General features: G+C 56.8%; 24 protein-coding genes and 3 pseudogenes. 12 read left to right on the top strand and 15 right to left on the bottom strand.

All coding sequences use genetic code 11. From position 1 onward, the window contains the following. Positions 1–102 precede the first annotated feature (102 nt). The gene (locus tag BSG17_RS20190; protein ID WP_089827206.1) at positions 103–1,311 is read left to right on the top strand and encodes an ABC transporter ATP-binding protein; all 1,209 of its coding nucleotides are present in this window, start codon (positions 103–105) and stop codon (positions 1,309–1,311) included. Positions 1,312–1,531: 220 nt separating this feature from the next. Here the strand turns inward: BSG17_RS20190 and BSG17_RS20185 are convergent, their stop codons facing one another. From BSG17_RS20185 to BSG17_RS20175, 3 genes are all read right to left on the bottom strand, one after another. Then, the gene (locus BSG17_RS20185) at positions 1,532–2,872 is read right to left on the bottom strand and encodes a hypothetical protein (RefSeq protein WP_139246730.1); all 1,341 of its coding nucleotides are present in this window, start codon (positions 2,870–2,872) and stop codon (positions 1,532–1,534) included. A gap of 241 nt (positions 2,873–3,113) precedes the next feature. Then, positions 3,114–3,467, bottom strand: coding sequence for a hypothetical protein (locus BSG17_RS20180; RefSeq protein WP_089827230.1), 354 nt, complete (start codon positions 3,465–3,467; stop codon positions 3,114–3,116). Positions 3,468–3,788: 321 nt separating this feature from the next. Further along, positions 3,789–5,060: a Cdc6/Cdc18 family protein gene (locus tag BSG17_RS20175; RefSeq protein ID WP_089827229.1), complete on the bottom strand. Its 1,272-nt coding sequence runs from the start codon at positions 5,058–5,060 to the stop codon at positions 3,789–3,791. Between the two features lie 975 nt (positions 5,061–6,035). On the opposite strand from BSG17_RS20175, the gene BSG17_RS20170 reads away from it, so the two are divergent. Further along, a complete protein-coding gene (locus tag BSG17_RS20170) occupies positions 6,036–6,305 on the top strand; it encodes a hypothetical protein (RefSeq protein ID WP_089827204.1) in 270 nt (89 codons plus the stop codon). A 547-nt stretch (positions 6,306–6,852) separates the two neighbouring features. Here BSG17_RS20170 and BSG17_RS20165 read toward each other — a convergent pair. Next, positions 6,853–7,293, bottom strand: a complete 441-nt coding sequence (locus BSG17_RS20165) for a hypothetical protein (protein WP_139246729.1) — start codon at positions 7,291–7,293, stop codon at positions 6,853–6,855. Positions 7,294–7,981: 688 nt separating this feature from the next. Here BSG17_RS20165 and BSG17_RS20155 point away from each other — a divergent pair. From BSG17_RS20155 to BSG17_RS20145, 3 genes are all read left to right on the top strand, one after another. Then, positions 7,982–8,890: a CPBP family intramembrane glutamic endopeptidase gene (locus BSG17_RS20155; RefSeq protein WP_089827201.1), complete on the top strand. Its 909-nt coding sequence runs from the start codon at positions 7,982–7,984 to the stop codon at positions 8,888–8,890. Positions 8,891–9,217: 327 nt separating this feature from the next. Beyond that, complete coding sequence (locus BSG17_RS27230; protein ID WP_170864888.1) at positions 9,218–9,373, top strand: hypothetical protein; 156 nt, start codon at positions 9,218–9,220, stop codon at positions 9,371–9,373. Positions 9,374–10,135: 762 nt separating this feature from the next. Further along, the gene (locus tag BSG17_RS20145) at positions 10,136–10,420 is read left to right on the top strand and encodes a PadR family transcriptional regulator (RefSeq protein ID WP_089827228.1); all 285 of its coding nucleotides are present in this window, start codon (positions 10,136–10,138) and stop codon (positions 10,418–10,420) included. A gap of 817 nt (positions 10,421–11,237) precedes the next feature. Here BSG17_RS20145 and BSG17_RS28365 read toward each other — a convergent pair. After that, on the bottom strand, positions 11,238–11,366 hold the full coding sequence (locus BSG17_RS28365) for a hypothetical protein (protein WP_280141203.1): 129 nt from the start codon (positions 11,364–11,366) through the stop codon (positions 11,238–11,240). 452 nt (positions 11,367–11,818) lie between these two features. Between BSG17_RS28365 and BSG17_RS20140 the strand changes: the two genes are divergently transcribed. Both BSG17_RS20140 and BSG17_RS20130 read left to right on the top strand, forming a co-directional pair. Next, positions 11,819–12,271: a hypothetical protein gene (locus BSG17_RS20140; RefSeq protein ID WP_244531635.1), complete on the top strand. Its 453-nt coding sequence runs from the start codon at positions 11,819–11,821 to the stop codon at positions 12,269–12,271. A gap of 770 nt (positions 12,272–13,041) precedes the next feature. Continuing rightward, positions 13,042–13,809: pseudogene (locus BSG17_RS20130) on the top strand (RNA-guided endonuclease InsQ/TnpB family protein); the annotation flags it as partial. A gap of 54 nt (positions 13,810–13,863) precedes the next feature. Here the strand turns inward: BSG17_RS20130 and BSG17_RS20125 are convergent. Further along, entirely contained in the window at positions 13,864–15,309 is a 1,446-nt protein-coding gene (locus tag BSG17_RS20125) for an FAD-binding oxidoreductase (protein ID WP_089827199.1), read from the bottom strand. 744 nt (positions 15,310–16,053) lie between these two features. Here BSG17_RS20125 and BSG17_RS26340 point away from each other — a divergent pair. Next, positions 16,054–16,740: a hypothetical protein gene (locus tag BSG17_RS26340; RefSeq protein WP_139246728.1), complete on the top strand. Its 687-nt coding sequence runs from the start codon at positions 16,054–16,056 to the stop codon at positions 16,738–16,740. A 329-nt stretch (positions 16,741–17,069) separates the two neighbouring features. Here BSG17_RS26340 and BSG17_RS20115 read toward each other — a convergent pair whose 3' ends face one another. Beyond that, the gene (locus BSG17_RS20115) at positions 17,070–17,306 is read right to left on the bottom strand and encodes a helix-turn-helix domain-containing protein (RefSeq protein ID WP_211609245.1); all 237 of its coding nucleotides are present in this window, start codon (positions 17,304–17,306) and stop codon (positions 17,070–17,072) included. Between the two features lie 883 nt (positions 17,307–18,189). Between BSG17_RS20115 and BSG17_RS20105 the strand changes: the two genes are divergently transcribed. Continuing rightward, positions 18,190–18,828, top strand: a complete 639-nt coding sequence (locus tag BSG17_RS20105; RefSeq protein ID WP_244531634.1) for a thermonuclease family protein — start codon at positions 18,190–18,192, stop codon at positions 18,826–18,828. A 53-nt stretch (positions 18,829–18,881) separates the two neighbouring features. Here BSG17_RS20105 and BSG17_RS26335 read toward each other — a convergent pair whose 3' ends face one another. Together BSG17_RS26335 and BSG17_RS20100 are read right to left on the bottom strand one after the other, a co-directional pair. Beyond that, a complete protein-coding gene (locus tag BSG17_RS26335) occupies positions 18,882–19,100 on the bottom strand; it encodes a hypothetical protein (RefSeq protein ID WP_139246727.1) in 219 nt (72 codons plus the stop codon). Between the two features lie 91 nt (positions 19,101–19,191). Then, positions 19,192–19,608 carry a hypothetical protein gene (locus BSG17_RS20100; RefSeq protein ID WP_139246726.1) on the bottom strand — a complete coding sequence of 139 codons (417 nt, stop codon included), beginning with the start codon at positions 19,606–19,608 and terminating at the stop codon, positions 19,192–19,194. A 158-nt stretch (positions 19,609–19,766) separates the two neighbouring features. On the opposite strand from BSG17_RS20100, the gene BSG17_RS20095 reads away from it, so the two are divergent. Both BSG17_RS20095 and BSG17_RS28360 read left to right on the top strand, forming a co-directional pair. Next, positions 19,767–20,132 (top strand): FaeA/PapI family transcriptional regulator, encoded by a 366-nt coding sequence (locus BSG17_RS20095; protein WP_089827193.1) that lies wholly within the window; start codon positions 19,767–19,769, stop codon positions 20,130–20,132. Then, a complete protein-coding gene (locus BSG17_RS28360; protein ID WP_280141202.1) occupies positions 20,129–20,257 on the top strand; it encodes a hypothetical protein in 129 nt (42 codons plus the stop codon). Before BSG17_RS20095 ends, BSG17_RS28360 begins: the two co-directional genes overlap by 4 nt. A gap of 76 nt (positions 20,258–20,333) precedes the next feature. Here BSG17_RS28360 and BSG17_RS26330 read toward each other — a convergent pair. Beyond that, positions 20,334–20,510: pseudogene (locus BSG17_RS26330) on the bottom strand (transposase); the annotation flags it as partial. Position 20,511: 1 nt separating this feature from the next. Between BSG17_RS26330 and BSG17_RS28970 the strand changes: the two are divergent. Further along, positions 20,512–20,613 (top strand): annotated as a pseudogene (locus BSG17_RS28970) (IS6 family transposase); the annotation flags it as partial. A gap of 308 nt (positions 20,614–20,921) precedes the next feature. On the opposite strand, the gene BSG17_RS20090 reads toward BSG17_RS28970, so the two are convergent. From BSG17_RS20090 to BSG17_RS20070, 5 genes are all read right to left on the bottom strand, one after another. Next, positions 20,922–21,686 carry a plastocyanin/azurin family copper-binding protein gene (locus BSG17_RS20090; RefSeq protein ID WP_089827192.1) on the bottom strand — a complete coding sequence of 255 codons (765 nt, stop codon included), beginning with the start codon at positions 21,684–21,686 and terminating at the stop codon, positions 20,922–20,924. Positions 21,687–21,711: 25 nt separating this feature from the next. Continuing rightward, positions 21,712–22,020 (bottom strand): thioredoxin family protein, encoded by a 309-nt coding sequence (locus BSG17_RS20085; protein WP_089827191.1) that lies wholly within the window; start codon positions 22,018–22,020, stop codon positions 21,712–21,714. A gap of 170 nt (positions 22,021–22,190) precedes the next feature. After that, entirely contained in the window at positions 22,191–22,544 is a 354-nt protein-coding gene (locus BSG17_RS20080; RefSeq protein WP_089827190.1) for an SHOCT domain-containing protein, read from the bottom strand. Between the two features lie 5 nt (positions 22,545–22,549). Continuing rightward, positions 22,550–22,966: a DUF302 domain-containing protein gene (locus tag BSG17_RS20075; protein ID WP_089827189.1), complete on the bottom strand. Its 417-nt coding sequence runs from the start codon at positions 22,964–22,966 to the stop codon at positions 22,550–22,552. Between the two features lie 95 nt (positions 22,967–23,061). Next, entirely contained in the window at positions 23,062–23,418 is a 357-nt protein-coding gene (locus tag BSG17_RS20070) for an SHOCT domain-containing protein (protein WP_089827188.1), read from the bottom strand. Between the last annotated feature and the right edge of the window lie 52 nt (positions 23,419–23,470).

The raw sequence follows: 23,470 nt of genomic DNA, 5'->3' as shown, positions 1-23,470 counted from the left end.
TGTACCATTGCGTCTGGGGTTTGGATTTTCCCAAAGATGTCTTGTCCGTGTCTGCTTCGAGGCGAACTATTTTGGGAGTTGTTCACAGACAACGCAACTAGTATGAGTACACTGCAGATAGATTCACTCGTCAAAACATTCACAGCAGCCGATAGCTCGAATGACATCGTTGCTGTCGATAATCTCGACATCACCGCCGAAGAAGGAGAGTTCCTGGTCCTGCTGGGGCCAAGTGGGTGTGGGAAGTCAACGACACTCCGCTGCATCGCTGGTCTCGAAACCCCCACGTCTGGATCGATCCGTCTCGGGAGCAGGGAGATCACTGATTTGACGCCACAAGACCGGGATATGGCGATGGTGTTTCAGGATTTCGCACTGTATCCCCACATGACCGCTGCTGAAAACATGAGCTTCGGGTTGAAGATGACGACTGATCTCTCGAAAGCAGAACGTGAAGAACGTGTCCAACACGCGGCCGAGATCATGGATATCGAAGAGATTCTCGATAATAAGCCGGGACAAGTCTCCGGCGGTCAGAAACAACGGATTGCACTCGGTCGCGCCATCGTCCGTGATCCCGATGTCTTCCTCATGGACGAACCACTGTCGAATTTGGACGCAAAACTCCGCGCCCAGATGCGAACGGAAATTCAACGACTCCATCGCCAAATCGACGTGACCACGATCTATGTGACACATGACCAGACGGAGGCGATGACGATGAGCGACCGTATCGTTGTGATGAACGATGGTGTCCTCCAACAGATCGGCACCCCTGATTACGTATACAAGCATCCCACAAACCAGTTCGTCGCCGGCTTCATCGGCGAGCCATCGATGAACTTCTTGCAGACGACCGTCTCTAGTGTCGATGGGACATACCGGCTTACCACCGATACCGACACGTCATTTTCGTATCCGCTTGAAGAGCAGGTTGTTGAGCGATGTGACCTTTCGGAAGGTGATTCAGTAACAATTGGAGTGCGTCCAGAATCGATTCGCGTCGTTCCCACCGACTCCGACCAGCCGGCCTACACACAGACTGCCGTCGTCGACGTTGTCGAACCGATGGGGAGCGACAATTTCCTGTATCTCCTCATTGGCGACACCTCATGGACTGCTCGAGTCGACGGCGATGTTGACCCTGACGACGGCGAGACGATTTCGTACGCGTTCGATCCAGCAGACCTCCACTTGTTCCTGCCTGATGGAACGACAGTCAAATCGTCTGGTGTCGACGACGACGCGTATCACAGCTCATCTGATGACCAAACCACTGAGCCCTCACAGCCGCTCAACACCGAGGCCTGACTATGCGGGCTGCAGCGCTTACCGGCACTGAGGTGATTACACTCATAGAACGAGAGCAACCATCATTAACGGCGGTGCTGGGAACACCATCTCAGACGGCGCATTTGCAGAGGTCGATGGAGTAGGTCTCAAACAGATTGTACGACCAGCATATATTCTCTGATGCAGTCAATTCATACGATTCAAGACTGAGTACTGAGGATAGAGAATCCGCAGTCTCCTACTGGGATGAGGCGAGGTCCGTAAGTTCGATCCACTCAGTTCCATTCGAGATCACGAGCTCTGGCTGCCCGTCACCATCCGGATCCCACGACTCACCATCTGCAAGTGCCGTTCGGCCGAGCTTGTGTTTCGGTGCGGATGACAACGGTTCATACTCGAAGAACGCTGCATCCCGGTAGGAACCTCCGTAGCGATCGCCCTCAAACGTCTGTTGGGTCGCAGACGGCCACTTCTTGCTTGACCCATCTACATAGAGCGTTCCGCCTGTATGCTCAACGATGGTCTCGATTGCACCGGCAACGAATGGGTTGTGGAAATATGTCCCTTGTTCAGCGGATGCTGGGAACCGTGGCCCATCATCGTCGACATCTTGGATGACTGCCGTTCCACGAACGTTTGCGAAGTACGCGTTTTGGAAGATGTTGTAAATCGCTCTCGAATCCGGGATATGAATCCCATTGTAGGTCGCTTCGATGTTGAGGTACCGGAAATGGTTCGCGAATGAATATTCCTTGAGTCTAAGTGCGACATCACCTTTTGACTCCCCGGAGCTGAAACTTCCTTCGATGCCCGAAAACTGGACCCGTCGCATCTCAACACCGACACCACCAGCGGAGTTGTGAACACCGTAGTGATAGGAGTTCAGCACGAAGTTGAGCTGACAGGCTCCCTGACCATCGGAGCGCGTGTTCGCAGTTGAAAAGCGTGACCAACAACTGTTGTATGCATCTCCGAGGTTCTCCGATCCCCAAATAAAGGTGAAGCCGGCACAGCTCCCCTCAAACCGCACCCCGACGAGTTCCGTGTAGAACATTGCTGTGCCCGTCGAATCATGAATCCGAATCCCGTCTCCGGTGTCGCTGCCGCAACGAATGCGTGAGGACTCAAGTCCATCGCCATAAATCGCCCAGTTGTTCCGAAGGTTGTCATAGTTGGCAAGATCAATTTCCCATGCTGTGGTCCCATCACCGTAGTAACCACTGGGATAGTAGATGACACCACCACCAACCTCGTTCAATCGCTGGAACGCTTCTTGCATGCCAGCGGTCCCGGAGGCAGATTGGAACGGATTATTTGCCGTGCCAACCCCGGTAACTGCCTCAAGATCCGGAACGTAGACGATCTGTTTTCTATGGTCGTGCGAGCGAGGTGCCCATGGTGGGTTCTCGTCTGACGCCTCGGCTGTCACAGTCTCTGACGTCTGCATCTGACTGGCGTTGTCTGAGAGCTGCCCAAGGCCGATAGCCCCCGCCGAAGCACGAAGGAACCCACGACGTGATCCCGTTACGTGATGATTGCCATTTGTCTCTTTAGTGCTGTGTGAGTCATCTTCTGACATGGATTTGAGAGAGTCGACAATGATTCAAAAGTTTTATTTTTGAATTTAGAAGAGGAGAAATATATTTGGGACTTATCAAAGAACAGGTGAAATCCAGGACTGTCAGCAGTCTAGACAGGACAAAATCGACAATTGATCGTTCCGTGAGAGTTCGGACAGCAGAGCCAGATACTCTTAACCGAACACAGAGGGTTCATGTTCATCATCTGGCCCTCATGTTGCTCTTCATTGGGTACTGGTATCAGACGAATCCGCCCTGAATCTTGTCCATCTTACACTGGACACAGAGGTCATCGGCAACGCACCCAACAGACTCGTGCGGACAGTCATAGACCTCAACATCCATCGACAGGCGTCGTTTCTCGCGGCGCCACTCTGTTTCCCAGTCCTCGATGTCCATCTCGCCGGACGTGAAGACGATCTCTCCCTCCCGGGTTTCGATTTTGACGACGTTGTCTGCCGATTGCTCGGCTTTGACGACGCTGATGGCCTCTTCGTACGACATACAATCAATCCGCCGTCGTTCGGCATCGTGCAGCACTAAGACGGTGATTCGCTTGTCGGTTGTTTCCGTGGGATCGAGTCCCCCAGTCATGACAGAGACGCAGCGGGACAGGTATAAAAATCCACGCTGGAGCACTGGGACCCGCCGCTGGGGTTTGTGGAACTCGGATACACCAAGGGCGTAGATCGCATCTTCGGAGGCGGCGACGTCGCCTCGGTCACCTACAACCTGTTTAGTCAACGTGCCGGCTGTGCTCGTGAAGCAGGAGATTTTGGACAGAGAGCATCCGGACTCGTCCGCTTCGACGCCGTCGAAGTAACGGACAACAATTCGACGTTGTCGACCCCCGCCTAAAGACGGGGATATGCGCTCGTAACTCTATCATGCAGAGATCCTGAAGCGCCGACGAAACTACACCAGCTGCTTTGCGGTTGCAATCTCGGTTAAATCCGAAATGACGCCGTTGATACGGTCATCTTCGCTAAGGATATCGAGCGTGGCTTCGAGGTCGGTTTTCAACTCGAAACGATAGTGAGAGCCACCCTGAATTCCGGTGTTGCGTGATTCCACGAGCAGAAATCCCTGCATCCCGAGACTTTGGAGGTGGTCGCGAACGCGACGTTCGACAAGCTGGTTCCCATCAAGCCGGTTGACAACTGTTTTGTATTTCTGGAACAGGCTCCGCGTTCGCGCCGGGGTTTCCTCGGCGACCTCGAGTGCCACGACCGACAGCAGCGCAAACTGATCTTGGGTTGTGAGACTCCGCATCCCTTCTTCGATGCGTTTTCGCTCAAGGATGTCGCGGGCTTCACGGACATGCTGTTCATCGATGACCTCGTCGTCACCGTTCAACGCCAGCTCACCGGCCTTGTACAAGAGCCGAATCGCTTGCCGGGCGCTCCCTTCGTCTTGGGCAGCAAACGCCGAACAGAGCGGGATGACGTCGTCATCAAGGACGCCGTCAACGAAGGCGCGGTCGGCACGCCGCTCGAGAATCGTCGTCAACTGATTCGCGTTGTAGGGGGCGAACTCAATCTCCGAGTCGTACAACGAGTCTTTGACCTTCGGCGAAAGGTTGTCGCGGAACTGGAGGTTGTTGCTGATGCCAATGACACTGACCCACTGGTCCTCGAGATGGCCGTTCTTCCGCGCACGTGGGAGTTCATACAACAGTTCGTCGTTGCTCCCGATGGCATCGATCTCGTCGATGACGATGATGACGGTCTCTGTGAGCTGACTAATCTCCTGGTACAAGAGATCGAACATCGACTGTTGGTCGATCCCACTTGGTCGTTTGCCCCCACCACGGATTGCTTTGATAAGATGCGCACAGAGTTGATAGCTCGTCGTCTGGTTGTTCGCGCTGATCTTGACAACGGTAAGGTCGAAGTCGTCGCTAGTGGCGGCGTACTCTTGCAGCAAGTCGAGTTCGTGGTCAATCGCGACGGTCTTGCCCTGGCCGGTCTTCCCGTAGAGAAAGAGGTTGTGCGCATTGACGCCCCTCGTTGCTGGGGCGAGAGCGTTCCGAATCTCTGTGAGTTCAACTTCACGCTCGGGCAGTTGCTCGGGTTGCCAGTCTTCTTGGAGGACCCGTTCGTCAGCGAAGATCTCGACGGCCCTGCTGTAGGGATTCTCGTCGAGGATCGCGTACGGGTTCCTCGATCCGGCGCCGTCATCAGACATGTTGCTTGAGCCGATAGTATGGATGGCAATAAAACCCCCGTGTCCGGAGTGTCCACTGTGTCCGCATACACGGTTCTTTATATACCTCCCCTCCCCCCACCGTGTCCGCATAATCCCCGACACGAATGACCCCCGGTTCATCTGGAACCGGAATGAGACCTTGAATAGGCGAAGTTTGAAGTAGGTGGCCATTCAAACAAATCCGTAATAGAAATAATCTATTGCCGTGAAGTAGAAATTCTAGTTGAGACGTTGTGTAGGTTGGGCTTCTAGGCGTGCTTGCGGCGATATTATGCGGACACGGTGGGGTGTGGTGGCCTACGCGTGTTGCCCCTTCGTTTTGACGAGCGATTATGCGGACATGGTGGGGTGGGAGTAGGGGGCCTCCCGTGCTTTATGCGTGAGATTATGCGGACATGGTGGGGTGGGGGGGCTGCGACCGACCCGCTTCTCGTAAGGACGATTATGCGGACATGGTGGGGTGTCTCTCGTCGCCGGCTGCTCGAGTCTGGCTCGACAGTGACTGCCCACAGTCGAAGTAACACTCGACCGTCCTGTTGGCCACCGTATCCAGTGACACGCAGACCTAGCGTACACGTATCGTGATTCTGCCGGGAAAACCTCATAACCTCCGTTAACCCGAGAGTTACAACCGCAACGTGGTGTGGGATTCATCCTCGATTCCCCGTTGATTTCCTACCGTCTCTCGGGATCGACACTCGTTGCTCATTCGTCGTCAGCCGGGCCGTGGTACTTCGATTTGATACTGTCTCCATCTCGCCTGCTGTTCAGGTAGCCACAGTTTCAAATGTCAGTACATGCTATTTGTGCTACCGCCCGTACCGCGTCAAGAGCAGAGTTTCCTCGATCGTCAGCGCCACTTACGTCTGTCTTGCAAATCCAAACTTAATATGAAGAATCGTTAACAACAAGAGCGAATATATACCAGAGTCAGAATTATTCAGTACAGCGACAATGACAGACGAAACCACTACCCCTGATGAGCCACGCGTCTCGAAGACTGACGAGGAGACCGTGCCAACAGTCACGCAGTTCAATCGCCACGATGTCCTTACTCATCCAGAGGGACGAGCAGGAGTAGTCGCACTCGACCGCTTCCACGTGTACATTGAGTCGCGTGACGATGGCACGGCGTTCGATGATGAATGGGTTTCAATCGGGTGGCTTCGGCAACTCGTCGCAACAGAGCATGTCGGTCACCGCCCGATGGAGGCACTGCAGTGAATCAGCTACCACCGACGCCACAAGAGCTCATCCTCAAGGCGGAATTTAACAGCGACATCGAAACCGCCGCGAGTCTCGTGCTTGAGGAGTGAGATGGATGGACGGGTGGTCGTTCACCACGTGTGGTTGCCGCCTGTGTCGTGTACTACGTGAATCAGGATACACGACGCCATATGCAGCAGGACATTGCAAACGAATTTGGCGTCTCGACCGCTGCAATGCGAGAGACATGGACACAAATCGAGGAGAGCGTCCCACGACACCAACTCAACGAGATTCGTCTTGATCCAGGAATGTGATTGAGTGAGCACCCAGAGAGGTTGAAGTGACCGCAGAGCGGTCTCAGGCAAAGCAAGATTCAGTTTCCAGACGAATCCCTGTGAAATTGAAGCCTCAATGATCTGCGGAACCGCGGACCCACGGAGTGGTTACCCAAACATCGTTGAAACGCGGTAGCGACGGTCGCGTAACACACTCATGGCCGACGACACGCCGAACGTGGAGTGCTGGCTGCTGAAGAAGCTCAAGCGGCGGCAAGCAGCCCCCCCTACCGATCATCCGAGAGATACACCGTCTCACATGTCGGCGAAATCTCAATGGCATCCGCGTCCTCAAACCCGTATGCGAGTTGCACTCCGCCAGCACTCCTGACGCCCTGCGCATCGCAGTTTGGCTGCGGCCACTCGAACGTCTCTGGCTTTTCGCCGTCGATTGTCACAGCGATCCGTGCTGGGGTGCCGACGAATGGCTCCGTGGCTTCTCTCGCTGTGTTGCTCTCAAGCCGGTAGAGGTGGTCGACGAGGATAGTGCCGTCTGCCGCCTCTACCTGGTAGTGGATGTTGTGCGTGCGATCCGAATAGTTGAACACCTCCACCTCGTGGGCGAGCTGTCGCGAACGGAGGGGATTCAGCGAACAGCCGGCGAGGATTGACAGACTACTAAGACTGACGACCGAGAGAAGGCGACGACGGGACCACACAGCGGGCATAACTACGATGCTTGGTGAACTGCACAAAGGTCTATCGACGAGGCTGCAAGCTAATTTCGAGGAGATACTTCCACTTACGCCTCTCGAGATAAAGTCAGAGAGAGACGGACCCAACAGCATCGAGGAGCTTGAGACACTGCTCGCGTAAGATGCACGGATGGCGACGACTACTCAGATGGTGAATCAAGGCTCGCCCTCATCTCGAGCGCCAACACGGCACTGGTACGGCTCGTGTTGACTTCACGACTGGTGTACGTCGTCTCGAAGTCGGAGTTCCGTTCGTTCCCGTCGCTTTTCGCACGGATCCACAGAAGTCATCGGACGCCCTATCTCGCCAGCGCCCACCTCAGTGGGGTCACGAGACCGCTCACGCTGCTGCGGGGTCTCGGACAGGTGGCCTGCTCGTCGTGTTCGTACTCCCAGCGCTCCTGAAACTACGAGTCAGCGCACTGCCCGCTCGCGGCGGGGTCACAGCCTCAACTGATGGGTAGACGGCTCTCGCCGGGCTGTGAGCCTCTCTCGGATTGCTGGGAGTCGACGTGCCCAGCTTCGTGTAGCAGCCCCGGTGATCGGCAGGACGAGTGTCGGGGGAACTGGGGAACGTACAGAAAAGATGTCGTTCTCATCGTTCGAGAACGGTCTCTTTGATTAACAATTTCGGAACGTGAACTAGAAGACGCGACCAACAATGTCCTTCACCACCCCTTCTCGGCTCCATCGCTGGCGAGTTGACCTCACGGGGATCAGGGAAACGTCGTGGCCCGTCATCGCCGCCGTTATCCTCCTCGCAGCCGGGTATCCGGTTTTAATCTGGTCTAACCGCGAGTTCGTACTCACTGTTACCCAACCAATCGTCAATGCGACTGGCGGCTTCGTGCAGGCGACGTTACTCGTGTACCTGCCGGTGTTGCTGGTCGTGATCGGCGGAGTGATGCTCTGGGCCGGTCGTCTCCGCACCCGTGACTTGAGCCTTCGCCGCGGCGATCTCCGGACAGGCGTGGTCGTGACGGTCGGCGTGTGGCTGCTCATGCAGGTTGTCGGCGTCGCGGTCCTGATCTGGACTGGATCGCCGGTCGAACTCAACGGAACCTGGGTGACAGGGGGTGCACTAGCGGCGATTGGTGCACTCGTTGCCCAACTGTTCGGCAACGCCCTCTACGAAGAAGTGGTCTTCCGATCGTTCCTTCTGAACCAACTCCGTCACAAACTCCAGCGGCAACTTACGACCGCCCCGCGGTGGCCGGTGCTCATCGCGCTCGTCGTCTCACAGGCGGTGTTCGCGCTCATACATGTGCCGAATCGGCTCGTTGGCGGGGGACTCACGCTCGGGCAACTCGGCCCGACGCTCCTCCTGCTGTTCGTCTGGGGGACACTGCTGGCGGTCGTCTACTACCGGACGGGGAACCTGTTCGTGGCGATTGGCATCCACGCGTTCATGAACACACCGACAATGCTCGTCGGGCCACCCGACGCCGGCATCCTCACGGCGATTGCACTCGGGATCTTGCTCGCGGCCCTCTGGCCACGACTCGAACGATTCACTGGTCGCACCCGCTCACCCGATGTCGACGACTCCCACCAGCAACCAAGCAGTTAAGGTCTGTAACCGAGCCGGCTTTTTGTAGGGTTCCGAGCAGTCTCCCAGGTTGCTGGCACCACCTATACCCAAGTCCGATACTGCGATTAATCGCTCCCGAAAGCATTCACAATACCATCGAACCCTCTACAGCCCTCGAAAAACGCTCTCCCCCGCATTCGACGCTCCGATGGCCATTCACAACCGGCTCAAATCCCCGAAAGGAAGCCCCGAAAACACCATTGTGAAATCCAAACGTTGTCCTGACCCTCGACCTTACCGCAGCGACGGCACACCCGACAATCCTGAAAGAAACACTTAGCAGGGATTGGACTAGACCACTCAGCTATGTCGAGCAGTGACACGCTCCGGAGACGGCTCACACAGCTGTTGTCGACAGACACCGTCGTCTATGAGTGCCGGCAGTGTGGGACGACATGCACGGCCACCGACTCGACCTGCCCAGTCTGTGATGCACCCGAGATCGTCACCTACCGCTTCTGACCGCTCGACGACGCCACGCGCTCCTACCCAACGGGCCGCCAACTGTATACCCATCTCGAAGACCCACCCCTCCCAGCCCGCACGTTCGGCCGCCTGCTCGCCTTGCTGGTCGAGCTCGAAACCATCGACATCTACGTCGAGCGCTCCAGCGCCAATCGCTACGATATTCGCGACTATGAGGCTGCACAACTCGAAACCCTCGAGACACTTCTCACAGCAGACAAGTCGTAACACAGACGCGCGGCTGCACGCTGGTGTCGGAAACGGCACCTGACTGTGAGGATTGCGGATGGGATTGGGGGATGGTGCCGCTTGAACGTGCGACCTCTTCTATCCGAACAACGGATGGGATCGCACGCACTGCTTTCGAGTCGCCCTATAACACAGCATCGATATTTCTACTCAGGTTACTATCTGCTAACACGTAATTTCCAGACAGACTGTCTGGACAGTCGCCACCGCTCGCAATGGGTGTCCACAGTCGTCGCTCACGCTGAGTGTCAGCTCTGTCGTCGACGAGCGGGAGTGGCGGTCACGACGCCAGTCACACGTGGGCATCGCCGTCCGTGTCACCGACATCCCCCGCAGCTGTTCCGAAGGCGGGACGACACGACTGTCCAAAGTGAGTATGAGTCTGTACAATCTGGATGTCGGTTTACACGCAGCTACAAAATTTATGCACATTCTGTTACGTAATGCAGTGCAGAAATACACAAGTGTACAGAAAATAATCTAGGTGGAGAGGTGATGGGAATGAACAAAATGTTTGGGTTGACGGGATTCCAGCGAGACCTCCTTGTGGTGGCGAGTGGCCTCGAGAAACCATCGGGACAGGAAATCAAAGACCAGATCCAAGAGACAATCGAAACCGAAGTAAAACACGGGCGGCTGTACCCGAATCTCGATACCCTCGTCGAGCGTGGCCTCCTCGAGAAAGGCCAGCATGACCGCCGGACCAACTACTACCAGGTCACCGAAAAGGGGTCGTTGACCATCCAAGAACAGCTGGAGTGGATGCAATCGCAATCCAAGGCACTGCCAGCCTAACTCACCAGTTGAGAAGGTGCTCACAGGGAATCACAACCGAATCCGGACAGGAGTTCAACGTTCTTGCTCGATGATAGCACAGCAGTCCTACCGACTATCCAAACAATGCATAAATCCTGCACTGGATTCATATTTGAATTGCGTTTATTAGTCAATCGATAACCCTATTGCACAGTGACGGCTGTGTGTTCACGCCCATGTAGCTTACATGGGTAACACCGGAATGCCACACCCGACGGGTGTGCCTCTGTTGAGGCACCCTCTATTCGGGACCCGTGCTGGCCGCCCTGGACTTCGCGACTGCCGCGACGTTCGGTGAGGTTGGCACCGTGGCTTCCGTTTGAGTCGAGTCATGAGATCCGTCTGATGGTCTCCTCCTGCCCTCACGTCGCCGTCTGAGTCATTGAGACGCTGTCACGTGTCGGAGTTGAGTTTAAACTGGTTCGGATACGAACCAGTGTATACTAACGGGGAGAGTGTGTAGAAGCAAGTACAATCCATCAGTCAATCCCTGACCCGGAGTTGAACGATGGGTTGTGGCATTCCGGTTGACGACGCTCATTCCGAGCGTTCGTCAGCTTTTCCGGACTGAAGTAACACTCGCTGGCAGTGACAGCGTGCACTCATTTCTCGCTACGTTCCGTCCACCACGTTCAGCAGTCGCTGTGACGGTCACAAAGACGACGACCGTCGCTCTTCCTGCGTCATCATCACTTGCCTCGTACTAACGCTGCACCCCGCACAGCGAATCACGCACTCGGTATGTTGGATCAACGACGACGCTCAAATGCGCTCGCGAACACCCCCACGCGGACGCTTACTCCTCGGACGGACAGAGCATGTGTGGCGTGCGGCGATAGGCGGGCATACTGAGATACGCTTGGATGCGCTCGCGGTCGTCGTCTGTGATACCTTCTGTTGCACGCGTGTTGTCGGTAGTTTCCATCCTCATCTTCCCCACTATCTCTCATCAGCAAACCAGATAATAAATCATTTTAGATTTTTCTAGATATATTACTGTCTTGTTATCCGATACGACATAATTACGTTATCAACATAGCCAGGTGGATGAATGTTAACTAGACCCGCGGTCGAAGCTCATGGCTGTCGCAACGTACGTTCTTCTGACTCCCGAAATAGCAACTGAAGAGGGAAGGGAAGGTGCCTCTGACATACGACTCCATGCAGTGTGGATGTCGCAAACAGGGGTTTCAGCCACTCATACAACACTATTTCGACATATTTGTTGAGTTGCTTGTCTGTATTGGATGTGCAGTTTCGTGAGTGGTAGCAACGTCAGACAATCACGCGCGTGAGGTGCAGGGGATGTCCACATCGAGGCTACGAACACGGTCTCGTCGGAGGGTTTATTTCTTCGACACAGTCACTCCCACTAAGATGACGTTTGGGAACATTGTCTACCTCGAGAAACACGGCCCGGTCCCAGTCGCCGAACTGCCCCACGAGATTACGACACCCCAGCGGGCTGCAGGACTCAGTTGTCTCACCCTGTATGCCGGCCGGGGACCAGCCGAGCGAGTGGGCGGTCGCCTCTCACCTATCGCGTATCTCGACGCCGAACACGAGCCTGTGGCAGTCGTCCGCGCCCTGCTTGATGCGAACCCCAAACTCACAGAACACAAGTCTCGCCGTGGCCTCCGACGAGTGCTCGGAAACCAAGGCCAGCAATGGGGCGAGGCTGCTACCAGTGTCCTCGATGAGTACTATGAATCAACAGCCCATCACCCTGATCACCAGGAGGCCGCCGAGACACGCAGTTGTCCCTTCTGTGGGGAGGAGGTGACGAGGGGTGGGCTCCCCGATCATCTCACTGGCTGTCCAGATACGTAGGCAGCATGTACAGAAAGTCGCACGACGCAGCGTCTCACATCCGAGCGTGGGCGAGACACTTCGAGACACTCAGCACTCGAAGTAGGCCACTACGTCTATTTAGAGCGGGATGATTCAGTAGACCAGTTGCGCAGCGAGACAGAACCCATGCCACCAGACGAACTCCAGTCTCACGTTGAGGCCCTTCGAGAATGTGCGCCCCGACGGATTCGGCTCCTCGAGGACTATTACCCCGAATTCAAAACAGCGCTCGGTAGGACGACGCGGTCCTATCCGACGAGCAGTCAACTCTACACAGAACTCGAAGATCCATCCATCTCCGCACACACGTTTGGACGGGTACTTCCCCTGCTGGTCGAGTGTGCCATTATCAACACCAACACTGAACGAAGTAATTCCAACCGCTACGATCTCCGTGAGTACGACCCACAGCAACTCGAGGCATTGGGAGATGTCCTTACGAAAACTCGCGAGTAGCCCTATGGAGTATTTCTCTCACCAACCATCCTGAAACCTCATTTATTATTCTCTATTTTTATGCATGAATAGAATAAGGTAATGAGTGGCGTCGCAAGACGCGCACTGTCACTAATCGGGAGAATCGTCTGGTGTGCGTATCTCAGGCACCCAACGACCGGCGCTTTGCTCGCCGGTCGTCGTTCTCTTAACAGCCTTTGGAGTTTACGAGGGTCCTACCGAAATAGGCGGCTGCTCATCGAGGATGCTCAAGCCTTACAGATAGATCTCGCAACCGTTCGAAAACTGAGAGCCACGCAGAGTATCTGTTCAACGACGACTACGAACGGACAGGTGCGACGCTCCACGAACGTGACGACGGGCTCTACCTCCACATCCGAACAAAGGCGGATGTGGACGCCCCCGACCACTCCGAGAACGGAACGGTTCTCGGTGTCGACCTCGGGGTTGAGAACATCGCTGTCGCCTCGACAGGGGTGTTCTGGTCTGCCAACGAACTCACCCATTGGCGAACAGAGTATGTCGAACGACGTCAGTCGCTTCAGGAGTGTGGGACGCGGTGGGCACACGAAAACGTCCAGTCGGTTGGCGAGACAGAGACAGGTCGGTTCACGCAGGAGCTACACCACATTGCAAACGAGATTATCGAGGAGGCCGTCGAGAACGACTGCTCGCACATCGCGTTCGAGAATCTGACCCATATTCGAGAGCGAATGCCGAACGCTCGGAAGTTCCACGAGTGGGCGTTCCGACGCCTGTTCGAGAACGTGGAATACAAGGCCGAAGAACGCGGTATCTCGGTCGAGCAGGTGAATCCTGCGTACACCTCACAGCGGTGTTCGACGTGCGGGTTCACCCACGACGGGAATCGCCGTCTCGAATCGTTCGCGTGCCAGCAATGCGGGTACGAGAATCACGCAGACTACAACGCTTCGAAGAACATCGGTTTGAAACTCCTTCGCAACCAAACTGGAGGCGAGAGAGGCGCACCTGTAGGCGTGCGCTTGAACAGCGGGATGCTGAACACGAACGGAGTCACATCCGTGCCTGATTTGGCTTGAGTGGGAGTCCACGCTGAATGCCACGGCCTTCAGGCCGTGGTAGCTTACTCTTCCTCACGGGGCTTCCGCTTCCGGGTCCGGACTGACGTTCCGATTCGAACGGAACAGGTTGTCCGGGTCGTACTCGGTCTTGATCTGCACAAGGCGGTCGAAGTTATCACCGTACATCCCCCGAACGCGATCATCGCCTTCGTCGGCGGTCTGGAAGTTGACGTAATTGCCGCCAGTCGAGAACAGACGGAACTGCGTCCACGCGTCGCGGACCCACTGCTGGAATTCCTCCGCGTTGGGGTCGTCGGGCTCCCACTGGGCAATCACGCCGTACGCAAAGCGGGCGTCGCGGTTGCCGACGGCTCCGTCATCCTGGTCGAACTCGTTGAGGGCCCCACCGATGTGCAGAAAGCCTATCTGCGCCCCCGGGATGGGGCACTCTGCGGCTAAATTCCGCATGGTCGACAGGAGGTCGGCGCTCAACTCGGCGGCGAACTCGGTCTTCCAGTAGTAGTGCATACCCTTCGGCTCGGTCGCATCGAGATAGGACTGCACTTGGGTGTACGGCTGTTCTTGGAGTAGGTCCACGACGGGATCGTCCAGTGCTCGGATTGGGGCCAGTACCTCCCTGGTGTCGTTACGGTCACCACTGTAGCAGACGGCCATGGCGCAGATCCGCTTACCGTGCGCCTCCTCGGGCACAAACGGGGCCGGAGGAGCCCGGAGAAGATGCAGGAATACCGTCAGCTCCCGAGGCACCTTGGCGGTGAGCTCCCGATAGACCTCGAGTATCTCGTCAGCCCGCTCTGCGGGCCAAGCGATGAGACCCCCGTAGACGGTTGGGCCGACCTCGTGCAGACGGTAGGTAAACGACGTGACGACGCCAAGATTGGAGCCAGCGCCGCGAATCGCCCAGAAGAGGTCCTCGTTCTCCTCGCGGCTGACTCGCCTGACCGCGCCGTCCGCGGTGACGATTTCGACTTCGACCAGGTTGTCGACTGTCCATCCGAACCGACGGGTCAGGTAGCCCAACCCCCCGCCGAGCGTGAGGCCGGCAATGCCGGTTTCGGAGATAAAACCCAGCGGCGTGGCGAGGCCGTGGAGTTGGGTTTCCCGGTCGACGTCGCCCAGAAGACAGCCGGCCTGGGCCGTTACGGTCCGCTCCTCGGGATCGACAAGGACCCCGCGGAGCCGGGACATATCGATAGTGAGACCGCGGTCGACCAGCGCGGTCCCGGCGATGTTGTGACCGCCGCCCTTTACCGAGAGCGAAAGGTCGTGCTCGCGGGCGAAGTCGATTGCAGTTACGACATCAGCCGTACCCGTAGGCTGCACGACGAGTGCCGGCGTCTTCTCAATCATTCCGTTCCAGAGTCGCACGGCCTCCTCAAAGCCGTCGTCCTCGGGGGAGAGCAATGGTCCGCGAAGACGCCGTTGAAACGCCTCAACGGTCTCCTGGGGCATCGTAGTCGGTGGGCCGTCGCGTATGGCGATGGTTGTCTGGGTCATGATTCCTCGAGTATCTGCTACGCACCCGGAGAACGTGTAACTATCTCGTGAAACGTTTCATTGCGTGAAAGGTGAGCTCAGCTCTACGGGCGAACCGAGCAGGAGTTTGCCCCGTGAGAGTATCCGTGTTCGGTTGAGGCCGTGAGTGACGAATTGCCGGGTGTTGAGGTATGAGTAACGGTCACAGAACGACTGAACTCAGCTGTTCACGCAGACCGGGACTCGGGTGCGTATATGCTTCCTATCGGTGAATTACGAAACTCCGTGTCGGCATCATCCTCGGGTTCAAACTCCGAGGTCCTCACCTAGTTTATCTGTAGAAACGGCCGATGGGAGAGACTCGCCCCGGGGCCGCTCCCATCGGGAGTGGCATTCCGGTACGGCCTTCCCAATGGCCGCTTGTCATAAAATGTTACCACACAACATATCTTTCCTGGTTTCTCGTTGCCTTCAGTGACTGATGAGAGCGATCTCGAGTACTACCTCGGAGTAAAGGAGCGAAGATTCTCTTCCGTACCAATCCGGTGAGGGCTCTTTTCCTACATGCACATTCGTTTTCGATCCATCCACCGACGTTGGGGCTGCCCGTCGCCGCAATCGCGTATCAAGATCTTCTCTCTGATGCGGTATTCGCTTCTCTACCGTTCGTAGTCGGCGGTTTGCCAGTGACAAAACACCCCAATTTATATTATTTTTATAAGATCAAAAATAATATGTATTAGAATAGTCCAGTTACCAGAAACAATGAATACTACCCGTGTTGTTCTTCTGATCGTCTGCCTCGTCGTGAGTAGTACTGTTCCAGTTGGAGCCACAGCAGCGACCCAGCAAGGTGAAGCGTATGCCGGTACACACATCGAATTCGAAACAGCTAGCAGTGCGATTGTTGATTACTCGGTGAACGGAGAGACCATCCTTCAATCAGTAAAGGTGCAATCACAGAGCAATGCACAGAGCCAGGGAGATGTTCGTGCTGGCGTGGGATTATCAGCACTCACGGAACTCTCAGGGGCGGAACTGTCACTCAACTCTCAGACAGAAGTCAGTGCGACGGTAACGGCCGAGAGTGGCGCGACAATGCAGGCCCACGACAACTCCCGAGGGATCCTCGTCGTCCGCTCAGGCGACAATTCACAGTACGTTACCGTTAACGTCTCTCGGTCCTCTCAAGCTGAAAGCGAGAACGATCAGCGTGTAGTCGTCACCACTGAGGACGGCACCAAAGTGACGTTCATTGTTGTCGGTGACGGCGAGGTTACCGTAAACGAGCAGGGGAATGTCTCCGCAAATCACGGGAGTGATGGAACGCTCGTCTTCCGATCGTATCCCGAGGGGCGCGACGACAACGACCAGAAACAGGAACAGCTGATCTCCGAAGGGAAAGCCGCTGGCCGACTGGAGTGGACGCACCGATGCTGTCTACGTCCTTGAGTGTACGAACAGCCCCGGGGCAGATCACGCTGCCCGAGCACAACTCGGTCTTCAGCACTCGGTAACGTGGCCGCGAGAAGCGAGCACCGCAGAGCGGCGACTCTACGTCGGTATCTCGAACCAGGTTGCCATCAGCATCTGGCAGCACGTCGCCGGCGTCGGCGCAGACTTCTGTGCGATCTTCCCACCAGCTCGGATTCTGGATCTCTCTTTCTACGATCGTCCCTATGAGGCTCGGCATGCAGCGGAAATAACCGTTGAGATGGTACGCGAGCGGTTCCCTGAAGACTACGTGGCCCACCCTGAACGGCGGCACTAAAGAATAGTGATTACTGTACTGCGGTGGCGACAAACCAATCGACGATTCGTCCCTCGGCCCGATGGAGGATGTTGCTTGCCGTGGCTTTCGAGATCTCCATCGACTCCGCGACATCCGTCAGTGTCGCCCGCCGTGGCGTCTCGTAGTACCCCTGTTCGACGGCTGCAAGGAACACCTGCTGTTGACGGTCGGTCAGAAGGACTCCGCGTCGCTGTCGCCGATGCGTCGGACATTCACCTACACCCACCGATGCCAGCCGTCGTAGCAAGCAGTCGACCGCATACTCCCGACGCACGGTCCTTCGCGGCCTCGAGTGCGGGACTGTCGTTTGATGAGTACGTCACTGAGCACGTCCAAAATGAATCCTCTGCCACAAGTCTTAATCACAGACAATACAGTAGATCATTATGACTGTAGCTGGGAGCACAAACACGCTCCTCTCGTATATTCCGTTGATGAAACCGGGGAGTACAAAACGTAATCTACTCCTTGGCTGCGTCTACCTGCTCTTCTTTCCTCTCACTCTCTTCCTAGCTCCGATTTATATCCTCATTGGCGTTGCGAACAACTACCGAGGGATGGCGGACGCTATCTCTGCATCACGGCTGCAGAATCTCCCTGGTGTGTCTGGTGACGGGGTTTCGTCAGCGGGGCCGATGTTCGCCTACTCTGGGATTGCAGCGTTCGCCGTTTTCATGGCGCTGCTGGTAGTGGTTGGAGGCGCACTCGGACCAGTTAGTTCTACCAGCGGAAGTGAGGGAACCACAACCGATAGTTCTCCGGCAGCAGATGCAGCGTCATCCGCTGCTAACGGACAGGGATCTTCAGCGTCCGTGAGTCGGGAAACTGTCGCCACACAAACACCGACTCCGATTGCCACATCAAGAGACTCATCGGATCAGGGCTCTTCTCAGAGCGCAGGTGCTTCAGAAAAATCAACACCAACTGGGAGTTCAACATCGATTCAGACAGCAACGGCGGCGGCAACACCAACACAAACCGCAACATCGACTCCCACAGCAACGGCGGCAGCAACCCCAACCGCGACGCCCACGCCGACACCCATGCCGACGCCAACTGCGTCGCCAACTCAGAGTGGGCCGGCGACGGGCACCGAGTGGACGGTAACGGTGACCCGTGTCATCGACGGCGACACGATGGAGGTTCGGTTCCCGAACGGGGAGACCGACACCGTTCGGCTCCTCGGTGTCGACACCCCCGAGACGACCCTCGGTCGAGTCTCACCCGACGAATTTGAGGGCATCCCGGACACGACTGCTGGGCGCGACCACCTCTACAACTGGGGCCAGAAGGCAACGCAGTTCGCCGACGCCGAACTCGAAGGGACGGTGGTCCGCATCACGGTCGATGCGCAGGCTGACCGTCGTGGGTACTACGGACGACTGCTCGTCTACATCTACGTCGATAGTGAGAACTTCAACAAGCGTCTGCTCACCGATGGCTACGCTCGGATGTACGACAGTTCGTTCTCCCAGCGCAGTGCGTTCCGGTCGGCTGAGAGCACCGCCCAACGGACTTCGACAGGGCTGTGGGACTTCGAGGATCCATCGACCCCGACGGACACCCCTGCAGGCGAGGAAAGCGACAGTTCGAGCAGTGACATCCCCCCACTCCCGGCAGACGGTGACTACGACTGTTCGCACTTCGACACACAGAATCAAGCGCAACAGGTACTAGACGGGTCCTCAGGTGACCCGCACCGTCTCGATGGGGATGGCGATGGTGTTGCCTGCGAATCGCTTCCATAGCAGTTGAGCTCTCGACGTGTCCTTCTCTGAGACTGCCAGTCCGAGCGACGTGACTACGTAATCCGAACGTCGTCCTGAACGGCATACAGATACCCTTTCGAGAGCAATCGGTCCACCAACTGGACCGCCTCGTCAGCCTCGAAGCCGGTCTCAGCTACCGCTGTATTTGCGGCCTCACGTTGACAGCCCGCATTCATCTCATCGACAACCCCTCGAAGTCGCTCGAATGCAGCCTGCTCACGCGGCGTCAGTGGTGTCTGGGAATGACGCATTACGAAGAAAATGGGCAAGATAGCACATGAAACCTTGGACGACGGCTGTCAGACATCGGAACCAACCGATCCGTTCGCGCCGGATGCTACTTCAAGCGTCCATCGAGGCAGCCGGGTCATCGGCCGCTGAGTCGTACATCGTGGTGTCGTACTCGAGCGTGGTTGGGGCCCTGCCGGTCATGGCCTGCCAGATGCCGGCGGCATGTTTGATATAGCCATCAATGGCGTCTTCAGTGAGTCCAAGTCCATCAAATTTGATTTCGAGTGGTCGGTCTAGTCCGATTGCAACACTCCCTGTGTCGGTTGGTGTGACTGCATACTCAACGTATAGCGTTCCGGTTGCTGTGGTTTCGAGAACAGTGATCGGGTACGAGCCGGGGAAGTGAGTGCAGTAGGAATCGTATCTCGGCATTTGAGCGTCCGTTGGCTGTGTCTGTACACGTACTGCAGTCGGTGCGGCACGCTCAAGTGTCGACAGCATGTTCGTTCGGATGGTTGTTTGGTCCATAGACAGCCAGTCCGAGTGTTTCTAGCACTCGGGCGTTTCAACACGCCCCTGAGGGACTGGTTTGTCTCTACCAGTTGTTACGGACCAACAGGTGATAAGCGTTCTCCCTGTTGTTACGCAACAATAGGCTTACGACGTCGCAGTTCGTACGCGACTGTATGAGCAAAAAGCGAGACCGAAACGACCGGGGGCAGTATACCGAGACGATACCCCTCGAAGACGTTCTCGCCATGATGCGGCAGAGCAGCGACCCAGTGGTCACTGCAAAGGAGGTCGGCGAGCATCTCGGGTGTTCATCTGAGGCGGCCCGCCAGAAGCTGACGCGACTGACCGAAGAAGGACGCGTCGAACGCCGGAAGGTCGGTGCCGGGGCTGTCGTGTGGTGGCTTGCGGATCGGGAGACGATTACTACGGACATCAATTCGGATGACCCGTTTTTCACCCGACAGACCTACACAGCGGGAGAGCCGTCAGATACGTCCGAGCGCGTCGACGAAATCCTCTACGGGAAGTCAGCTGAATGACCTCGACGCCGTCACCACTGTTTATCGACACCGGGGCGTTCTATGCGGCCTTCGTCGAAGACGACGCGAAACACACTGCCGCGGATGCTGTCTTCCAGGGCATCCAATCCAACGACGGTACGTAGGGCCCACTGTTCACGAGTCGGTATGTTCTCGCTGAGTTGGCGACGCTTATTCTGTTCGTGTTGGCCACACAGCCGCTGTGAACGCGCCGAGTAAGCACGTCCAGTCACGTTGCCCAGAGAGTTCGACAGATGGACGCGTGCCGCGCGGAAACCACGCGGCACGCGGTTCAACTTGCACGGATTTCTTGGTTTGATCGATACAAACTATCGTGGCGTCCATCTCTCGTCGCTTTTTTTTGAGTTCGTCGTGAAACTCGACTCGGGTCAGGGCGTTTGCCGTCCGATTTTGCGCTGCAGGACTTTCGCTCAGGGAGACAGAAGGGGTTCTTTGTCTCCGCGGCGTAGAATATCCGTTTTAAGTAATTTTTAGTCGACCTCGTCTCATCGGTGACGATAGCGTCACCCACCGTCTGTGCGATGTTACCGACCGTCGTCTCGCGGGGCGCACTCACTACGACCTTGCGCGCAATTCGTCCCCGTTCGGTGTCGACCAGGCGAGAGCACTGGAGATGTCGAACGTGACGGACCACAACGACATCGACGCGTTCGGACTGGAGCAGTCGGACTTCTGTCCGTAGTGGAGTACCTCGGCGTAGGAACAGGTCTTCAAAGGACTTCTGAGCGAGGGACCTCAGGCGTGTAGAGATGGCGACGACACCGCGCCTTACCGAAATGCGTCTTCTCTCCCAGTCTCCAACCGTTCACGACGCTTCTGGAACTCTTCTTCGTCGATCTCGCCTCGTGCGTAACGACGTTGGAGGGTTTCCATCGCGGAATTATCACTCCGGGAAGGAGCGTCACCTCGACCCAGTGCCCAGTAGAGGAGTCCGCCGACCAGCCCCAGCATTCCGAGTCCCCCGCCGACGAACGGCAGCCCACCGAACCATCCACCGTTCCGGCCGTTCATCATTCCAGGACCAGAACCCATCCCGGTCCCCCTCATTCCGCCACCTGAGCTCCCGTCACCTCCGGTGCTGGACCCATACGCTATCGCCCCCTGTTCGACGATCGCTTCGCTCTCGGGCACGTCACCGTCCGGAATCGGACTCCCTTCGGCTGGACCGCCAGGGCTGCCGACGACGATGCGACCGACCATCCCGACCGACTTGTGCGGAATGCAATAGTAGTCGTACGTGCCCGGTTCCTCGAACGTGTACTCGAACTCTCCCGACGAGATGGTCCCACTATCGAATGCGCCGGCGTCGGATGGAATCCGGTTCTCGTAGGCCGTTGCCGAGTGTGCACCGGCTGCTATCTCGAAGCGGACGGTCGTGCCGGGTTCGACGTGGAGCCCGATCGGGTCGAAGTAGTTGTTGCCCATCTTCACGACGGGCGTCTCCTGTGCGCTGGCTGGCTGAGAGAGGCCTGTGCTGGCGACTGCGCCGGCACCGAGCACTCCCAGGAACTGACGTCGACTATAGTTCGTCATATGAGTTGAATCGGTCGCTGGTTCGTTATCCACGCACGACATCAACGAGGCGCTGGGCGAATCCAGATGACTGCTGGGTCGCGCTCTCGATAGCTGACTCCAAGTCGTTCCGGTCGACGATGCCAATGAATTCGGCGGTCTGTTCACCGTTCGCGTAGACGAGTGTCGTCGGCGTCTTCCGGACGCCGTATTCCTCGGCCGTTTCCAGGTGTTTCTGGATGTCGACCTCCTGGAAATCCACGTTCGGATACTTGTCCTCGAGGCCGTCGTTTTTCTCCCGTTGTGTTGCGCATGCTCCGCACGTCTCTTGGGTGAAGAGGATGACTTCGGTCACATAGTATTCTACGATATTGGGACTTAAGCACATTACTATTCAGTATCGCAAGCTGAGAGACCTCCATCTCTTCGATTCGAAGGCGCGCTCACACAGTGGTGATCGGGAGTAGCATCACGAATTCGATCACGTAGGCGTGGGAATACGCACCTTGGTGCGTACTCGTTGGCTCACTCCGACCGTTCGAGTCTCTCGCGGCGGGATTCAAACTCTTCGTCAGTGAGGTCTCCACGAGCGTATGCCGTGCGGAGTTCCTCCATCGCGGGATTTCGAGATGTCTGCGTTTCGCTCATGCGCCGGAAGACGAGGTAGCCACCGCCGAGGAGGATGAGGAGGAAGATGATCGGGACGAGCATCCCGATGAACGGCCACCACCCGCCAGTACCACCATACTGACCCACCATCCCGCCGTAACCCATCATCCCGCCGAATCCCATCCCCATTGTGAGCAACGGAAGCAAGATGATCGCTCCGAGGATCAGGAGAACGATGGTCGTGGTGTCAAGCTGGTTCGATGAAGACATCGAGATCAGGCCTCCGACTTGGATCCTAGTTCGTCGGTAACGGCCGAGAGAACACGCTCGAAACGCTCGTTGACCTCAGTCGCTATCGAGTCGAGCGCATCGTTGTCCGCGATGCCGACCAATTGCTTTGGATCAACGGCACTCACAACGATATCGCCGTCATTGGTTTCGTAGACGATGACGTTACACGGGAGGAGTGCGCCGAGTTCGATTTCTTCGGTCAGTCCCTCGTATGCCAGCGGGGGATTACACGCACCGAGAATGCGGTACTGGCGGAATTCTTCGCCGAGTTTTTCCTTGAGCGTCGCCTGGATGTCGATGTCACAGAGGACGCCGAATCCTTCGTCTTCGAGCGCTGCGATTGTCGTGTCGACGACGTCGTCGAAATCGCCAGTGACTGAAGTCTGTATTGTGTATTCCATGAGATATTATGCCCCGTCCACGGGGTTAACGGTTGGGTGCCGCAACGGCGGGCGTTGGGAGTGTGATGTATCGGCTGGAACAGCAACTGTTCCAGTCATTCGGTGCGTTCGAGCTGTTTTCGCCGTCGATTGAATTCGTCATCCGAGAGCTCACCGCGGGCGTAGCGCTCGCGGAGAACCGACAGCGATTGCTCGTCGTTCCCGCCGGGTCCTCGGTTGAGGAGTGCATAGACGATGTAGAGCGGGACGGCGATGAGGAGCCCCATCCAGAGGAGTCCCCAGAGCCCCATCGCTCCGCCGAAGAGCCCCCAGCCGCTCCCGCCCATCATGCCGCCGCCGTAGCTCCCACTACCGTGGGCAGCAGCCGTTCCAGTCGCCGCGACCAACAGCGGGACGGCGAGCATCGCAAGTCGACGAGCAGTGCGTCCGATGTGAGTGGTGAGTTGCGTCATTATCTTGAGTTGGTGAATCGCGGTATTCAGTTGGAGCGATCGAAACGGTCAG

The sequence above is a fragment of the Halogranum amylolyticum genome, from assembly GCF_900110465.1.
GTDB lineage: Archaea > Halobacteriota > Halobacteria > Halobacteriales > Haloferacaceae > Halogranum > Halogranum amylolyticum.
Note: the sequence above shows the minus strand (reverse complement) of the source record. Positions and strands in the feature narration are given on the sequence as shown.

Excerpts from the sequence above, each read along its gene's own strand:
- BSG17_RS20190 (WP_089827206.1), top strand. The coding sequence starts at position 103 with ATGAGTACACTGCAGATAGATTCACTCGTCAAAACATTCACAGCAGCC.
- BSG17_RS20185 (WP_139246730.1), bottom strand. The coding sequence starts at position 2,872 with ATGTCAGAAGATGACTCACACAGCACTAAAGAGACAAATGGCAATCAT.
- BSG17_RS20180 (WP_089827230.1), bottom strand. The coding sequence starts at position 3,467 with ATGACTGGGGGACTCGATCCCACGGAAACAACCGACAAGCGAATCACC.
- BSG17_RS20175 (WP_089827229.1), bottom strand. The coding sequence starts at position 5,060 with ATGTCTGATGACGGCGCCGGATCGAGGAACCCGTACGCGATCCTCGAC.
- BSG17_RS20170 (WP_089827204.1), top strand. The coding sequence starts at position 6,036 with ATGACAGACGAAACCACTACCCCTGATGAGCCACGCGTCTCGAAGACT.
- BSG17_RS20165 (WP_139246729.1), bottom strand. The coding sequence starts at position 7,293 with ATGCCCGCTGTGTGGTCCCGTCGTCGCCTTCTCTCGGTCGTCAGTCTT.
- BSG17_RS20155 (WP_089827201.1), top strand. The coding sequence starts at position 7,982 with ATGTCCTTCACCACCCCTTCTCGGCTCCATCGCTGGCGAGTTGACCTC.
- BSG17_RS27230 (WP_170864888.1), top strand. The coding sequence starts at position 9,218 with ATGTCGAGCAGTGACACGCTCCGGAGACGGCTCACACAGCTGTTGTCG.
- BSG17_RS20145 (WP_089827228.1), top strand. The coding sequence starts at position 10,136 with ATGTTTGGGTTGACGGGATTCCAGCGAGACCTCCTTGTGGTGGCGAGT.
- BSG17_RS28365 (WP_280141203.1), bottom strand. The coding sequence starts at position 11,366 with ATGGAAACTACCGACAACACGCGTGCAACAGAAGGTATCACAGACGAC.
- BSG17_RS20140 (WP_244531635.1), top strand. The coding sequence starts at position 11,819 with ATGACGTTTGGGAACATTGTCTACCTCGAGAAACACGGCCCGGTCCCA.
- BSG17_RS20125 (WP_089827199.1), bottom strand. The coding sequence starts at position 15,309 with ATGACCCAGACAACCATCGCCATACGCGACGGCCCACCGACTACGATG.
- BSG17_RS26340 (WP_139246728.1), top strand. The coding sequence starts at position 16,054 with ATGAATACTACCCGTGTTGTTCTTCTGATCGTCTGCCTCGTCGTGAGT.
- BSG17_RS26335 (WP_139246727.1), bottom strand. The coding sequence starts at position 19,100 with ATGCGTCATTCCCAGACACCACTGACGCCGCGTGAGCAGGCTGCATTC.
- BSG17_RS20100 (WP_139246726.1), bottom strand. The coding sequence starts at position 19,608 with ATGGACCAAACAACCATCCGAACGAACATGCTGTCGACACTTGAGCGT.
- BSG17_RS20095 (WP_089827193.1), top strand. The coding sequence starts at position 19,767 with ATGAGCAAAAAGCGAGACCGAAACGACCGGGGGCAGTATACCGAGACG.
- BSG17_RS28360 (WP_280141202.1), top strand. The coding sequence starts at position 20,129 with ATGACCTCGACGCCGTCACCACTGTTTATCGACACCGGGGCGTTCTAT.
- BSG17_RS20090 (WP_089827192.1), bottom strand. The coding sequence starts at position 21,686 with ATGACGAACTATAGTCGACGTCAGTTCCTGGGAGTGCTCGGTGCCGGC.
- BSG17_RS20080 (WP_089827190.1), bottom strand. The coding sequence starts at position 22,544 with ATGTCTTCATCGAACCAGCTTGACACCACGACCATCGTTCTCCTGATC.
- BSG17_RS20075 (WP_089827189.1), bottom strand. The coding sequence starts at position 22,966 with ATGGAATACACAATACAGACTTCAGTCACTGGCGATTTCGACGACGTC.
- BSG17_RS20070 (WP_089827188.1), bottom strand. The coding sequence starts at position 23,418 with ATGACGCAACTCACCACTCACATCGGACGCACTGCTCGTCGACTTGCG.